This window comes from Chryseobacterium lathyri (assembly GCF_030812195.1).
Taxonomy (GTDB): Bacteria; Bacteroidota; Bacteroidia; order Flavobacteriales; family Weeksellaceae; genus Chryseobacterium; species Chryseobacterium lathyri_A.
Window position 1 is genome coordinate 548924 of the sequence record NZ_JAUSSF010000003.1, and the last position, 14928, is coordinate 563851.

Genomic DNA, 14928 nt, shown 5'->3' on the forward strand with positions numbered 1-14928 from the left:
TAATACTTTGGTAAACTTCTTGCAATTGTTAATGTGGAATATGGATTAAAAACAAGAGTGGACTTCGGTTCATTCGGAAATTACCTCTCTCTCAGGGGTAATTTTTTTTGTTCCGTCTGCAAAGGTTTTGAGTTCAAATTCTTTTTCAAAGACTCCATACGTAAAGTAGGAAATCCAGTCACCCAGATTAACGTATTTTGCTTTCGGTTCAAGATCCAGCACCATCGGAAGATGGCGGTGGCCATAAATAAAATAGTCAATTTCCTGAGTCTTAAGCTTTTCTTTTGAATAGATGACAAGAAACTCTTTATCTTCTCCTAAAAATGCTTTATCTTCTTCTCCGGAGATCATTTTATTTTTCTGTGAAAGATACAGCGCCACTTTCATGGCGATATCGGGATGAAGCCATTTGAAAAACCATTGTGCCACAGGATTTGTAAACAGTTTTTTCATTCTTTTATAGCCTTTATCGCCAGGCCCCAGTCCATCTCCATGAGCCAGCAGAAACTGCTTTCCTCCCATTTCAAAATACTGCTTTTTGTAAAAAACGGTACACCCTATTTCTTCTTCAAGATAGTCTTTCATCCACAGATCATGGTTTCCTACAAAGAAATAGATATGAATTCCACGGTCTTTCAGTTCAGCAATTTTTCCGAGAACACGCACATATCCTTTTGGAATAACATGTTTCCACTCGTGCCAGAAATCAAAAAGATCACCCATTAAAAACAAAACCTGAGCATCTTCTTTAATCTCATCCATCCAACGGATAAATTTCTCTTCACGCACTTTGCTTTCCTTCGGTGTGGGAGCACCAAAATGCTGATCTGAAGCGAAATACACTTTTTTTCCAGGCTCTAAATTAATAATCGTTTTTAACACCGGTCTGAATTTTATTGATAATTAGTGTTACTTATTGTCTTCTGCAAACCATTCTCCATAGGAGTTTTCTGTTTCGTGAAGTTTAAGATAGGCCAGAGAAACCTCAGCAGGAAGCCTGGATTTTATTTTGGCTGCAATGGCATACAGCATATTCTCACAGGTAGGCTGAAAGCTGCAGTAGATCACTTTGTGACCTTTATTTTCAAGGTCTTCGCCCAGTTCTTTATGGGGAGACAATGCATTAACAAGAACTGCATGATCCCAGACATCCACAATTTCAGATTTTACGATACTTTTGATATCTCCAAAATCCACCACCATCCCGTTTTTGGGATTTTCCAAATCATTAACCGGTCTTCCTTTTACTGTTACAAAGAGCTTATAGGAATGTCCATGCATATTTTTACATTTCCCATCATAGTTATACAGCACATGAGCTGTCTCGAATGTGAAAATTTTTGTAATACGTATCATAGTGCAAAGATATGACAAAACATAATGATAAGTTGCGTATTAAACTTGGAAAAACAAATTCTAACCTCTTGTTGTAGTTGTATAATAATTTAAATCACGCAGTTTACCCTAGCTTATCCAGCCAGTCGCTTTCCAGCCTTTTAATCTTTTGAGTTTTCGAATCAACCAGGACCCAAAGGGTACTTGAATCCACGACAAGCTGATCATTGCAGTAAAATTCAACTTTTCTGGGCTGCCGGATTCCTTCCGGAGCTTTCGGATAGGTTTTAACGGTGATCACATCTCCAAGGTAAACCTGCTTTTTGTATTGAATATGATGATCAACGAGCATCCATATATCTTCCGGATACTCTGTTTTTTCCTTTACTTTTTCCCAGTGTTCACCCGCAATTTCTTCTACCCAATGCACATACTGCACATTGTTGACATGCTTGTTCCGGTCTATATGTTCTTCCGTTACCTGAATCTGTTTTTGGTATATTAAATTCATTTTTCTTCAGCTTCATTAATAATCAAATATATGGACTTTAAGTTTTTTTATTCTTATTTAAACCAAAAACCTTCCCAAAATTGAGAAGGTTTCACTCTGAAAAATTTATTTTAATATGGAAAATGATCAATGGAACTGGGCTGTTTCTGTAGAGTCTTTCATGGCTACTGTTGCCGAAGAACCGTTAGTTACCACATTCTGAACCTCATCAAAATAGCCGGTTCCTACGAATGATTGGTGTTTTACTGCTCGGAATCCTTTCTGCTGAAGGGCAAACTCCCGTTCCTGAAGTTCGGAATAGCCTGCCATTCCTCTTTCTTTATAAGCCAAAGCAAGCTCAAACATTGCGGTATTCAACGCATGAAAACCTGCCAGCGTGATAAACTGGAACTTATAGCCCATTTTTGCAAGCTCTTCACGGAAATTAGCCATTTCTTCCACACTAAGCCTCGCAGCCCAGTTGAAAGATGGCGAACAGTTATACGCCAGCATTTTTCCCGGAAACTGGGCATGGATTCCTTCTGCAAATTTTCTTGCCTGCTCCAGATCAGGATTAGAAGTTTCCATCCAGATCAGGTCTGCATAAGGTGCATAAGAAAGACCGCGGTCGATTCCCTGCTCTACTCCATTATTTACAACGTAAAAGCCTTCGGAAGTTCTTTCTCCGGTCACAAATTTTTTGTCTCTGTCATCAATATCCGAAGTCAGCAGATCTGCCGCATCTGCATCTGTTCTTGCGATAATAATGCTTGGCACACCCAGTACATCCGAAGCTAAACGGGCTGCAACCAGCTTATTAATCGCTTCTTGGGTAGGAACCAGAACCTTACCTCCCAGATGCCCGCATTTTTTTGCCGAAGAAAGCTGGTCTTCAAAATGAACTGCCGCTGCTCCAGCCTCGATCATCTGCTTCATGAGCTCGAAAGCATTCAGATTTCCACCAAATCCGGCTTCTGCATCTGCTATAATCGGAACCAGATATTCTTTATTTCCGTTCCCGCTTACCGACTGCACCTGATCTGCTCTTAATAAAGCATTATTAATTTTCTTGACCACAGAAGGCACTGAATTGGCCGGATACAATGACTGGTCAGGATACATTTCCCCCGAAAGGTTCGCATCAGCAGCCACCTGCCATCCTGAAAGATATATAGCTTCCAGCCCTGCATCCACTTCCTGAACCGCCTGATTCCCCGTCAAGGCACCAAGCCCGGCCACATAATCCTGGCTATTCAGTTTGTCCCAGAATTTTTTGGACATTTCCGTTGCAATGGTATAATCAATTTTATAAGAACCGCGAAGCTTCAGTACTTCTTCAGCCGTATAGGTTCTTTTTACTCCATTCCAGCGGGGATTATTCAGCCAGTCTTGTTCTATAGTCTGGATTTGTTCTTGTCTTGTTTTCATAATATTTGGATTTATTGTTTTTCTTGGAATTAGTTGAGTTATCATTTATAAGAGATACATTATGAGGCTGAGCAAATTGTTTTAGTATCGTAGAATTTTCTACTTTTTAACACGTCAATTCCCCTACACTCAAATGCTTCAAGCTCCTTCTCTAAAAAATATTTCAAGCTAAAATACTCTTACTCAATAAACGGATATGCTTTCAAAGTCAGGAATTCTTCAAATTTTTCTGAAAATATCAGTTCATTGAAAAGCTCTTTGGCTAAATTGAATTTTCCGTTTCTGAAACGCTGTTCGCCTACATATTTTTCAATATGCTCTATTTCTTCGGACTCCCATTGAAGGATCATTTCACGGGTCAGAACAAGTCCGTTGTCCAGCCTGGCATCGTTTTTCAGCCATTGCCAGATTTGTGTCCTCGAGATCTCAGCAGTGGCCGCATCTTCCATCAGATTGTAAATTGCCGCCGCACCAGTTCCCATCAGCCAGCTTTCCAGGTAAAGAATACCTACATTGATATTTTTTCGCACTCCTTTTTCGGTAATTTCACCTTTTGGAATTTCCAGCAGATCCGTTTCTTTGATATGGTATTCAAATTTTTTGTCGATCTGGTTTTCTGCCGGCATATATTGGTCAAAGACATCTTTTGCAACAGACACTAAAGCCGGATGTGCCACCCAGGTTCCATCATGACCGTTCTTCACCTCAAGTTTTTTGTCATTACGTACTTTTTCAAAAGCAATACTGTTGGCTTCATAGTTATCTTTTACAGGAATCTGGGCAGCCATTCCTCCAATGGCATGAACGTTTCTTTTATGACAGATCTCAATCACTCTTTTTGAATAAGCGCTCATAAATGGAGAAGCCATTGTTACCTGATCCCTGTCCGGAACGATAAATTCGGGAAGATTTCTGAATTTTTTGATGAATGAAAAAATGTAATCCCATCTTCCGCAGTTCAAACCTGCACTGTGTTCTTTTAATTCGAATAAAATTTCATCGATCTGGAAAGAAGCAGTGATTGTTTCTATCAAAACGGTAGCTTTAATAGTTCCTTCCGGAATACCTAAATAACTTTGAGCAAAGACAAAAACCTCGTTCCACCATCGGGCTTCTTTATAATGTTCTAATTTCGGAAGGTAGAAATATGGACCACTTCCGTTTTTCAACAACTGTTCTGCATTAGAAAAAAAATAAATTCCAAAATCGGTCAGCGAGCCTGATGCTTCCTCCCCATTGATCTCGATATGCTTTTCCGGAAGATGCAACCCTCTTGGACGTACCTGAAGAACAGCTGTTTTTTCATTGAGCTGATAAGATTTTCCATTTTCAGCAGTAAAATCTATTTTCCGACGGACCGCATCTGCAAGATTAATCTGTCCCTGAATGCAATTTTCCCAGGTTGGCGAACTGCTGTCTTCAAAGTCAGCCATAAAAGTCGATGCCCCGGAATTTAATGCATTAATGATCATTTTCCGGTCTACAGGTCCTGTGATCTCTACCCTTCTGTCCAACAGATCGATAGGAAGGGGCGCACAGCTCCAACTACCGTTTCTCACTTCTTCAGTTTCAGACAAAAATCCAGGAAGATTTCCCAAATCAAAAAAGTGCTGTGTATTTTTTCTTTCTTCTAAAAGCGTCAATCTTCTTTGATTAAAATTCTGATGAAGAGCCACCAAAAAATCTGTCAGTTCCGGAGTAAAAATCTCCCTAAACTGTTTCTGAGCTTTTATTTCCAATTGAGTTTCTGTTTCCATAACCTGTTGATTTTGTGATTTGATATTACAAACATAAATAAAAATATTCACAATTAGCGAACGTTCGCTAATTATTTTAAAAAATTATTATGCGAATAATCGCATTCATTTTTTATATTTGATTATGAATTCAGAAAGTGATTTTATTAAAACGGTCTTTGGATTGAAGCTGAAACAGCTGAGACAAAAGAAAAACTGGTCTCTGCAGGATCTTGCTGTAAAGACCGGGCTGTCTAAATCTTATTTAAACGAAATTGAAAACGGAAAGAAATATCCGAAGCACGATAAAATCATCCAGCTTTCAGAATCCCTGGGCTGCACCTTTGATGAACTCGTTTCTACCAAGCTGGATAAAAGCTTAGCTCCTTTTAACGAGATCCTGCAATCGGATTTTTTCAAGGAAGTACCCCTGGACCTTTTCGGCATCAGTAAAAATAATCTTATCAGCATTATCAGTGATGCTCCCAAAAAAGTTACTGCTTTTATCAATGCACTTATTGAGATCTCTCAGAATTACAATTTGGGCAAGGAACGTTTTTATTTTGCCGTACTGAGGTCTTTCCAGGAGCTTTACGATAATTATTTTCCCGAAATTGAAGAAAAAGCGATGGCATTCATCAGAGGAAACGGACTGGATATCAGTAAAGACCTGAGATCTTCTGTTTTGGAAAGCATTCTTACTGAAAAATTCAATTACAGTATAAGGTCTGAAGATTTTGAACAGTTCGGAACTCTTGACAACCTGCGCTCTCTTTTTATTCCTGAGCAGAAGCTTCTTCTGTTGAACCGGAAACTTGAAAAAGATCAAAGAACGTTTATTCTGGCCAAGGAAATAGGATTCAATGTTTTGGAATTAAAGATCCGCCCGAACACTTATTCATGGCTGGATTTCGGAAGTTTTGAGGAAATTCTGAACAATTTTTATGCTTCGTATTTTGCCGGAGCTTTACTGATCTCTAAGGAACAGACCATTGGAAAAACCACGGAATTTCTTCTTCAGCATACCTGGGAACCGAAAAGCTTTGAGGAACTGATTGAAAACTTTACAGATTCTCCTGAAACTTTTTATTACAGGCTTACCAATCTGCTTTCTTCTGAAATGGGTATCAAGGACTTATTTTATCTGTGCTTGGTCAAGAAAAAGGATTCGGATAAGATTCAGATCTTAAAGGAACTTCACCTCAACCATCAGCAGGCTCCTCATGCCAATGCGACCAACGAACATTACTGCCGAAGATGGATCGCTGTAAAAAACCTGCATCATTTAAAGGAGAATGAAACGCTTACGGATGCCCAGATCTCGCATTACAAAGATCAGGGAGTCAGTTATCTTGTTATTTCAACATCACAGAAAAATCCATTTTCAGACGGAAGTAACAGAAGCTACTGTCTGGGAATTTTATTAAACACGCAAACGATAAAAAAGATCGGTTTTATAAAATCTCCGACTTTAAAAACAATCAATGTAGGAGTTACCTGCGAATCCTGCAGCATTCCGGATTGTGAAGTGAGGCAGGCACCACCGGTCCGGCTGGAAAAGGAACACTTTAACCTGAGTATGAAGAATGCGATTGAGAAAATCAGGAAACTGATCATTGATAATTAAAACTTGAAATCTAGCTTCTAACTAAAAAAACACAAATGATATTAGACTTATTTTTTCCCAACCGCTGCATCAACTGCAGCCGGATCATAGATGCAGAGCTTTTAGTCTGCAGCTTATGTTTTGAACAAATTCATTTTACCCATTTTGATTATTTCAGCGAAAACATTATCAAAGAAAAATGCAGGCTTCTGTTTCCAGTTGAGAACACTTATGGATTGATGAAGTTTGAGGAAAATGGACTGAGCCGGAAACTCATCCATGAGCTAAAATACAAAAGCAGGAAAAATGCGGGTAAAACTCTCGCCGAATGGACTGTAGAGCGTCTGGACTTCAAAGATGAAAAACCTGATCTTTTGGTATCTGTTCCGCTTCATCCGAAAAAATTAAGGGAAAGAGGTTACAACCAGCTGCATTTATTTACAGAGGTTTTGTCCGGGTTTTATCAGATTCCATATGACCATGAACTGATTGAAAGAAATCATTATTCAAAAGCCCAGGCTTTAAAGGATAAGAAGCACCGCCTGGAAACAGTAAATCCTTTTTCTGTTTCGAAACCCATCTCCGGAAGACACGTTCTTTTAATTGATGACGTTTTTACTACCGGAAATACCATATCATCCATTGCCTGGGAGATTTTAAATGCCGGAGATAACAGGGTGAGTGTTTTGGTGATGGCAGTAGATGCGTAATTATAAGGGTTTGAGGGTATAAGCTTGAGAGCTTTTAGTATCGGTGTTTAACATGTAAATCTCGGAGGGAGCTCAACCAAAAACTCTCTTTTTTCTTCCGATTCTTTTTCTTAATTTTCCGGTAAACTATTGATCATGAAAAACTTGCTTTTGCTGCATGGTGCACTGGGTCACAGCGATATTTTTAAGCCTTATGAAAAGGAGCTGTCCAAACACTTCAATATTCATACACTTTTATTTTCCGGGCACGGAAATACAGAACTACCGGAAAATGCTATCAGTATTGAAAAATACACTGAGGAAATAAAGAATTATTTAGAAAAAGAAGAGTTAAAGGACGTTTGCATTTTTGGACACAGCATGGGAGGATATGCAGCGCTTTGCTGTGCATTAAGATATCCTGAAAGGATCAGTTCCATCATGACCCTGGGTACAAAATTCGACTGGACTGAAGAGCAGGCTTTAAAGGAAAGTAAAATGCTTGATCCGGAAGCTATTCTTTTGAAAATTCCAAAATATGCAGAGCAGCTGGAGAATCAGCACGGTGCAAAATGGAAACAGCTGCTGCCTGCCATTGCAGGGATGATGATTGCAATGGGGAAAAATCCTCCTTTGAATGAAAATAACCTTTGGGCGATTACTATTCCAGTACAAATTATGACCGGAGATAAAGACAGTATGGTAAGTATCGAGGAAAGCATCAGTGTTTACCGCAGTATTCCTAATGCAAAATTGGCCATACTTCCGGATACTAAACATCCTATGGAAAAAGTACGGCCCAATTTATTATTTGATCTGATGAAAGATTTCTGGAATCTTTCTTAATCTATCGTTGTAGTTTTTCTCCGTAGCTTAAGTCTCCGGCATCACCAAGTCCTGGCGTGATGTATCCTTTTGATGTTAATCCTTCATCTATGGCCCCTACCCAAATTTTTGCCTCAGGATAAGCCTTTTCGATGGTTTCCACACCCTGTCTGGAGGCTATTGCAGCTACAATATGCAACTGGGTCGGAGTTCCGTTGGTCAGAAGGTCTTTGATAGCCTCAATTAATGAAGCCCCTGTTGCCAGCATGGGATCTGCTACGATCAATGGTCTTCCTTCAATATTCGGACAGGTAAGATAATCCTGTTTAATAGAGAAGTAATCATTGGCATCGTGTTTTCTGTAAGCAGCTACGAAACCACAGTCTGCCTTGTCAAGATAACTCAGAATACCTTCAAACAAGGGCACTCCTGCTCTTAAAATCGTGGTAATTACCGGCTGAACAGCTATTTCCTGAACTTTAATCTTATCTAAAGGTGTTTGAATCTCTATTTCTTTATATTCCAGCTCTTTACTGATCTCAAAAGCCGCAATTTCACCAATACGTTCCATATTTCTACGGAATCTCATTCTGTCATGCTGGATGTCTATATTTCTGAGCTCATTGATCCAGGAGTTTACTAAAGAAAATTGTTTTGACAATACAATTGTATTCATTATTCTGAAAAAACTTTTATTAAAAATATTGAATTTACTATGAATAAAATCCCTCTTAGAAAAATCTAAAAGGGATTGTTTTTTATTTCTGTCTGAAATACACTTCGATCGGAACTCCGGTAAACCCGAATTCTTTTCTCAATTGGTTTTCTGTAAATCTTTTGTAAGGTTCTTTTACATACTGAGGGAGGTTGCAGAAAAACACAAACTGTGGTGACGGCGTAGGAAGCTGTACACAGTATTTGATTTTAATATATTTCCCTTTGTTGGCCGGCGGCGGTGTCTGCTCAAAAATAGGAAGCATCACTTCGTTTAGTTTTGACGTTTTGATCTTCTTTTTACGATCTTCATACACCTGCATAGCCACTTCTACAGCTTTTAAAATTCTCTGTTTCGTTAAAGCTGAAACAAACAAAATTGGAATATCATGGAACTGACCGATCTTCTCTTTAATTGAGTTTTCAAAATCCCTAACTGTGTTGGTTTTCTTATCTTCAATAAGATCCCACTTATTTACAACAATCACAATTCCTTTTCTGTTCTTTTGTGCTAAACCGAAAATATTCATATCCTGAGATTCCCAGCCCAGTGTGGCATCCACCATAATGATCACAACATCTGAAAATTCAATAGAACGGATCGATCTCATTACCGAATAGAATTCCAAATCCTCATTTACTTTAGATTTTCTTCTCATTCCGGCAGTATCAACTAAAACAAATTCGTACCCGAATTTATTATAAAGAGTCTGAATACTATCTCTTGTAGTCCCTGCAACATCAGTTACGATGTTTCTTTCCACATCAAGCAAAGCATTTGTTAAGGTAGATTTCCCAACATTGGGACGGCCTGCGATCGTAATTTTCGGCAAACCTTCAAAAGGATCTTTATAATCTGTGGTAGGGAAATCTTTAACGATATCATCCAAGACTTCTCCTGTTCCTGAACCTGTAGCTGAAGATAAAGTATAATATTTTTCAATTCCTAACTGATAGAATTCAGTAGCATTTATTTCTTCTTTGGCAGAATCTACTTTATTGATAACGATATAAACGGGTTTATTTGATCTTCTAAGAAGTTCGTGAATTTCGTAATCGGTATCAGTAAGACCTTCTTCCACATTCATCATAAAAATGATGGATGTAGCTTCGTCTATTGCCAGCTGAACCTGCTTGCGGATCTCTTCTTCAAAAATATCATCCGTTCCTACATCATATCCGCCGGTATCTATAACTGTAAAATCTACTCCGTTCCAATCAGATTTTCCGTAATGACGGTCTCTGGTAACACCAGCCGTAGAATCTACGATGGCCTCCCTTCTTTCTAGTAAACGGTTAAAAAGTGTGGATTTTCCTACGTTGGGACGCCCAACGATTGCGACAATATTTGACATAAAAATGTTTAATAAATGAAATTATTAATGGGTATCTCCAACTTTTGGAGCCCAATTTTTTTGCAAAGATAGGATTTTATTATTTAGCTGCTGAAAAAGTACAGTTTGTGAAATTATTTTAGTTAAATCATCATCCACCTATTCAATTCAAAATCATTCAATTATGGATAAACACAGCTTTTTTAATTATTAACCTTCAAAAAATTATTTTTTAATTAAATATTTTTTTATAATTTCGCGCCACCAAAATAAGCAGACCTATAGTGTAACGGTAGCACTCCGGTTTTTGGTACCGTCAGTCGGGGTTCGAATCCCTGTGGGTCTACAAACAAATAAAAGCAACTCGCTAATTTACAGCAAGTTGCTTTTTTTATTTTGGTCACTTCTGGTCACTTGGTCACGATTTTGGTCACTCTTTTTGTAAAAACACTCTTCTTACACCTTATTTAACTTATTTGAATGTGATTGCATTTCAGCAACGGAAGTAAAGACCGTTTCACTTTAATAACCATCTATTCATGAGTATCTATTATGAGTATTAACAAAATCATAAAGAGAGATACTTTTTATAAATAATAAAACCACTGCAATTACAGTGGTTTTTGTTATTCTATTCATTATTGTAATAAATAAGATATTTCTCTTATTTTACAACTCCAGAAAATAATTTAATCATGATTCATTGATGATATATAGTGTAGCATTTGATAAATGCCCTTGTACGGTAATCCTTTTTCTGTATCGATAATTAAAGATGAATTGTCATTGCAAGTTATTAAAAGTTTTGTGAAATCATCTGCCTTAGTAACACCATTTTTAATTTCTTCAGATAAAGCAGGCTTAACATGCATAAGTTTATTATATTCTAATTCTGATAATTGATTTTTTTTACTGAAAATTATTTTGGTATCTGTAAATAACATCCAAGATTCATTATCAATAAAGTAAATTAAAATTGAATTTTCACATTCTTTTATATCATAATTAATTTGAGCTAACAAACTATAATCATTTTTAATTAATCTTGTTTTAAGTCCTTCACCACCTTTTCTATTGAAGATGGATTCTAATGTTGTTTTTTTTACCATAAATCTTATTTTAATGTCTTTTGTAATAGACTACCCGAACCTATTTTCTCAAAAGAATATCCAAAACGTTTTGCTATAGCTGGATTTAAAAAACCGTCATTTATAACTGCTGCTCCATAAATAGAAATTTTGTTTGCCCCTTTTTGAGCAGCTTGCTTTTCCATCGTAGCAATTGTAGATCTTAGTCCAGAAAGACTTTTTTTCTTGGTTTCCATTAAGAAAATATTTCGAGTGTAAGTATCTCCTACCAGTCCTTGAGTCCCATATATACTATAAGTTCCAATAGTCTCAGGTAAATCACGAGATGCTTGTTCAAGTGTTTCTTCTGCCATTGGAACAAGAAAACCTTTAGCCTCTTTCTCTGCCATTTCTTTAGCAGCAGTTTTGGCAGCATCTTTAACTGCCATTTCTATACCTTCCTCTACCAGTTCAGTACCAATAGCTTTTACTCCACCTTTGATTACAGATCCCGCTCCCAGTGTCGCTATGTCCAAGGCTAATCCACCAACACCGATACCAGCCTGTACCCAGTTACCATCTCTTATCCCTTCATAGATATCTAATCCACTCCCTACAATAGGTACAAAACCAACACCAACTCTTGCTGCATCCCCCCAGCTAATTCCACCTAGATTTTGACTCGAAACTGCAGAAGCACTAGAAGACGATTGGAAAGTTCCTAAATCTACAGTTTCAATATTTCTTGTACCATCTGCTCCTATTGAATATTCTGTATGAGATAAGCTAAGTCCATTTACCTCCATATCTCCTTGTGCATTAAGCACATACGCTTCCAATCCTTCTATTTCCCTGGCATCAATAACCCTGTTTTCAGAGAAATTATAATGAGACTGATAAGCATACATTTCACTTAGCGGGTCAATATTAAAAAATCTGCCCACATCTGGCATATAGTTTCTCCATTTAAAGCTGTACCATCCATTTTCCTGAAGCTCCTGTCCCTGATATTTATATTGATAGGCATTTCGGGTTGTGGCAGCGTAATTATGCAACATACCAAAAGGATAGTAATTGTTTGTTTCTACAATTTCGCCAGGCTTCCACTCTCCCAAGCACCCAAATGTAGGTAAACATGTTGAAGTATTATATTGTCTGGGTTGGATAATTCCATCACCATTTGTATCTGTATAGCTTAATCGTAGATTTCCTAAATGATCCGTGAAATTATAAACATATTTATTTAGCAGGGTATCATAATAACCTTCAGAGGTGGGAATTATTCTCAGCTTTAATACTGGTATTTCATTAGGATCAGGATGATAGGTTCCCTCACCGTTCCATGATTCTATTTGAAATGTGGACTTATACTGAAATCCGTCTAGATAATCTGTTTCTAAATCTCCAAAGAGCTTCTTTACTTTTACACCGTCTGCTCTGTAGGTGTAATTTGTTATTTTGGCATTTTGAGTAACCTGTTTGGGTAAATTTAGATAATTATATTGTATTGAGGAAATACCCTTATCCAGATGGCTTGTCATGTTTCCATTACCAATACCTCCATTATCATATTGAATGGTATTAGGATTGACCAGATAAGGATAACCTGAAGGGTTTTGCTGTTCATCCGTTACCTTTATTAATCTGTTTCCAACATAATCATATTTCAGATTATCAATTACCTGTGCTGTACTACCTCCAATGAGAGCTCCTTCTGACCTTTTTAATCTCTGGATATTACCATTCAGATCATATTCCAGTTTTTCAAAGTATTCTTTTGCCGTTTCACTGCCTGCCTTTTGGTAAAAGCCCCCTAAAAGCCTGTTTAACGGATCATAAGAATATCCGTATCTTTTTAAAGGCTCATTTTCCTCAGTAAGTGTTTTCCAGTCTACTTCCGCAATATTTCCATTATATTTAGGCTTTACTTTAAGTTCAGGAAAATCTGAGTTAGGAATTTCCAAACCTTCACGCTGGGCATATTTAATTTTATATCCAAATAAATCATTTCCTAAGTTATTGGGATCATTAACTGCTGTCATCCAGCCTCGAATGTTATAAATATAATCAACCGTCTGAAGTGGCATTGAAATATTTGTTCCACCCACTTTTTTAGTTTTTAACTGCGAAAGTTCATTATATTCATTCTGGGCAAGAATCTCTTCGGTATTATTGTCAATTTTATGTTTTTGTACTTTCAACCTGTTTTGGTTGTCATACTCAAACGTTTCGGTAACAATTTTTTCTGTATCTGTATTGAGCCTTCTATGATAGGTTTTAGTTTGTTTAGGTAAACCTGAAAAATCAAGTTCAGCCTCAGTTTTAGTATATCCTCCTAAATGATTGACAGAATGAGTTCCTATTACTCTTCCTTTGGTATCGTACCAGAAAAAATCTTTACTCCAATTATCATCTTCTATATTCTTAATATAAGAAGCAGTAGGGAAACTCTTTGTACTTCTTGATGAGCTTTGTGCATCCTGCGTTAATACTGATTGTGTTGGATTTATGATATAAGAAGGAATCGAAACACCTGCTGGAAGTGGAGGGTAAGTATCATAATAATTGATGATTAAGACCCTTCCTACATTTACAGGAGTAGCTACATTGGAATAATATATAGGCATTCCATTCATTGTAAAGGCAGCTGTACTTCTGGATTCGTATACATTGGTGCTGGCATTTGCATTGGTTTGTAATGCCTGCCTTGTAAGGGAAGTTATTGAAATACCAGTATAAGTGACTCTTCCAAATTTATCATATTTAGTAAACATCCAATTCGAAGATATCCTCATATTGGCATCCTGACTCATAATGAGTTTATCAGCCTTGTTATACACCATATATTCCCAGCCTTTGCCTGGAAGTTTCTTTTCAACTAATCTATTTTTGTTATCATAACGGTACTGATAACACAGATTATCTAACGTAGTTGAAGTTAGTGCAGATGAAACCGATGCTAATGGTGGAATAACATAGGCTAAATGATCATTACTATCATACACATAATATGTATCAATATTATGTGTTCCATCATTTTTTCTTATCAATACAATGTGACCATAAAGATCTTTAAATACTATCTTTTCATTATTGTCTTCATCTTTGACACTAAACTTATATAATGAATTTTCATCATAAATAGTAATCTGAGAAAGAGTTGAATTATAAATTTGATTGGTATTATCCCATGTTGTAGTAGCCTGATATTTCTTTACCTGATCACTTGTTGAATTGGCATCATAAGCATATTTTACAGTATGCCCAGAATTCATTTTCCATTCTTCCCCAGGGCTGGCAGATTGAAACATTCTGCTTAAAGGGGAAGATTCAAGCTCTTTTTCGGAAAATGCATTGGTAACCCCATAATATGAATTAACCGTACTTTCTGTAACTGAAGTTTGAATACCAGCATTAGAGGTCTGTACAGGAACAGGCAAATAATCCTTTGTTACCCTGCCAAACTGGTCATAAACTATTGGTAAAACCATATCCTGCCCTGATGGTGTAGACTTTACAGATATTATTTGCTTAGGTCTCCCAAGTCCATCCAAATACTGGACATCTTCTAACTGTTTCTGTACAGGATCGAAAGGATCAGAAAGGTATGTTTTCTTGTAAATATAATTTTCAGTATCAGTAAGATTCTGAGAGTAGGAATAACTAAAAATTATCCCTAATAATATGAATAATATTTTCTTCAT

At 37.1% G+C, this 14928-nt stretch carries 12 protein-coding genes and 1 tRNA gene; 4 read left to right on the top strand and 9 right to left on the bottom strand.

Features of this window, described 5'->3' with window-relative positions:
* Positions 1–69: 69 nt before the first annotated feature.
* The 5 genes from J2T03_RS17780 to aceB all read right to left on the bottom strand — a co-directional run bounded on the left by J2T03_RS17780 (position 70) and on the right by aceB (position 5010).
* A complete protein-coding gene (locus J2T03_RS17780; RefSeq protein ID WP_307220660.1) occupies positions 70–882 on the bottom strand; it encodes a UDP-2,3-diacylglucosamine diphosphatase in 813 nt (270 codons plus the stop codon).
* A 27-nt stretch (positions 883–909) separates the two neighbouring features.
* On the bottom strand, positions 910–1356 hold the full coding sequence (locus J2T03_RS17785; RefSeq protein ID WP_306843169.1) for a 6-pyruvoyl trahydropterin synthase family protein: 447 nt from the start codon (positions 1354–1356) through the stop codon (positions 910–912).
* 103 nt (positions 1357–1459) lie between these two features.
* Positions 1460–1846 (bottom strand): acyl-CoA thioesterase, encoded by a 387-nt coding sequence (locus J2T03_RS17790; protein WP_306843168.1) that lies wholly within the window; start codon positions 1844–1846, stop codon positions 1460–1462.
* A gap of 126 nt (positions 1847–1972) precedes the next feature.
* Positions 1973–3253 carry an isocitrate lyase gene (aceA, locus tag J2T03_RS17795; RefSeq protein WP_307220663.1) on the bottom strand — a complete coding sequence of 427 codons (1281 nt, stop codon included), beginning with the start codon at positions 3251–3253 and terminating at the stop codon, positions 1973–1975.
* A gap of 179 nt (positions 3254–3432) precedes the next feature.
* Positions 3433–5010, bottom strand: a complete 1578-nt coding sequence (gene aceB / locus J2T03_RS17800) for a malate synthase A (protein ID WP_306843166.1) — start codon at positions 5008–5010, stop codon at positions 3433–3435.
* 124 nt (positions 5011–5134) lie between these two features.
* On the opposite strand from aceB, the gene J2T03_RS17805 reads away from it, so the two are divergent.
* The 3 genes from J2T03_RS17805 (at position 5135) to J2T03_RS17815 (ending at position 8130) form a co-directional block, all read left to right on the top strand.
* Positions 5135–6616: a helix-turn-helix domain-containing protein gene (locus J2T03_RS17805; protein ID WP_307220665.1), complete on the top strand. Its 1482-nt coding sequence runs from the start codon at positions 5135–5137 to the stop codon at positions 6614–6616.
* 35 nt (positions 6617–6651) lie between these two features.
* Positions 6652–7305 carry a ComF family protein gene (locus tag J2T03_RS17810; RefSeq protein WP_306843164.1) on the top strand — a complete coding sequence of 218 codons (654 nt, stop codon included), beginning with the start codon at positions 6652–6654 and terminating at the stop codon, positions 7303–7305.
* 135 nt (positions 7306–7440) lie between these two features.
* A complete protein-coding gene (locus tag J2T03_RS17815; RefSeq protein WP_307220667.1) occupies positions 7441–8130 on the top strand; it encodes an alpha/beta fold hydrolase in 690 nt (229 codons plus the stop codon).
* A 1-nt stretch (position 8131) separates the two neighbouring features.
* On the opposite strand, the gene upp is transcribed toward J2T03_RS17815, so the two are convergent.
* Positions 8132–8785, bottom strand: coding sequence for a uracil phosphoribosyltransferase (gene upp / locus J2T03_RS17820; protein WP_307220670.1), 654 nt, complete (start codon positions 8783–8785; stop codon positions 8132–8134).
* A gap of 82 nt (positions 8786–8867) precedes the next feature.
* Complete coding sequence (der, locus tag J2T03_RS17825; protein ID WP_306843160.1) at positions 8868–10178, bottom strand: ribosome biogenesis GTPase Der; 1311 nt, start codon at positions 10176–10178, stop codon at positions 8868–8870.
* Positions 10179–10432: 254 nt separating this feature from the next.
* Here der and J2T03_RS17830 point away from each other — a divergent pair.
* Positions 10433–10503: transfer RNA gene (locus J2T03_RS17830), tRNA-Gln, on the top strand.
* A 343-nt stretch (positions 10504–10846) separates the two neighbouring features.
* Here the strand turns inward: J2T03_RS17830 and J2T03_RS17835 are convergent.
* Together J2T03_RS17835 and J2T03_RS17840 are read right to left on the bottom strand one after the other, a co-directional pair.
* Positions 10847–11266 (bottom strand): hypothetical protein, encoded by a 420-nt coding sequence (locus tag J2T03_RS17835; protein ID WP_307220672.1) that lies wholly within the window; start codon positions 11264–11266, stop codon positions 10847–10849.
* A 5-nt stretch (positions 11267–11271) separates the two neighbouring features.
* Complete coding sequence (locus J2T03_RS17840) at positions 11272–14928, bottom strand: DUF6443 domain-containing protein (protein WP_307220673.1); 3657 nt, start codon at positions 14926–14928, stop codon at positions 11272–11274.

What these genes read in the sequence shown, in the direction of transcription:
- J2T03_RS17785 (WP_306843169.1), bottom strand. Translation starts at nt 1,356, where the DNA reads ATGATACGTATTACAAAAATTTTCACATTCGAGACAGCTCATGTGCTG.
- J2T03_RS17790 (WP_306843168.1), bottom strand. Translation starts at nt 1,846, where the DNA reads ATGAATTTAATATACCAAAAACAGATTCAGGTAACGGAAGAACATATA.
- aceA (WP_307220663.1), bottom strand. Translation starts at nt 3,253, where the DNA reads ATGAAAACAAGACAAGAACAAATCCAGACTATAGAACAAGACTGGCTG.
- aceB (WP_306843166.1), bottom strand. Translation starts at nt 5,010, where the DNA reads ATGGAAACAGAAACTCAATTGGAAATAAAAGCTCAGAAACAGTTTAGG.
- J2T03_RS17805 (WP_307220665.1), top strand. Translation starts at nt 5,135, where the DNA reads ATGAATTCAGAAAGTGATTTTATTAAAACGGTCTTTGGATTGAAGCTG.
- J2T03_RS17810 (WP_306843164.1), top strand. Translation starts at nt 6,652, where the DNA reads ATGATATTAGACTTATTTTTTCCCAACCGCTGCATCAACTGCAGCCGG.
- J2T03_RS17815 (WP_307220667.1), top strand. Translation starts at nt 7,441, where the DNA reads ATGAAAAACTTGCTTTTGCTGCATGGTGCACTGGGTCACAGCGATATT.
- upp (WP_307220670.1), bottom strand. Translation starts at nt 8,785, where the DNA reads ATGAATACAATTGTATTGTCAAAACAATTTTCTTTAGTAAACTCCTGG.
- der (WP_306843160.1), bottom strand. Translation starts at nt 10,178, where the DNA reads ATGTCAAATATTGTCGCAATCGTTGGGCGTCCCAACGTAGGAAAATCC.
- J2T03_RS17835 (WP_307220672.1), bottom strand. Translation starts at nt 11,266, where the DNA reads ATGGTAAAAAAAACAACATTAGAATCCATCTTCAATAGAAAAGGTGGT.
- J2T03_RS17840 (WP_307220673.1), bottom strand. Translation starts at nt 14,928, where the DNA reads ATGAAGAAAATATTATTCATATTATTAGGGATAATTTTTAGTTATTCC.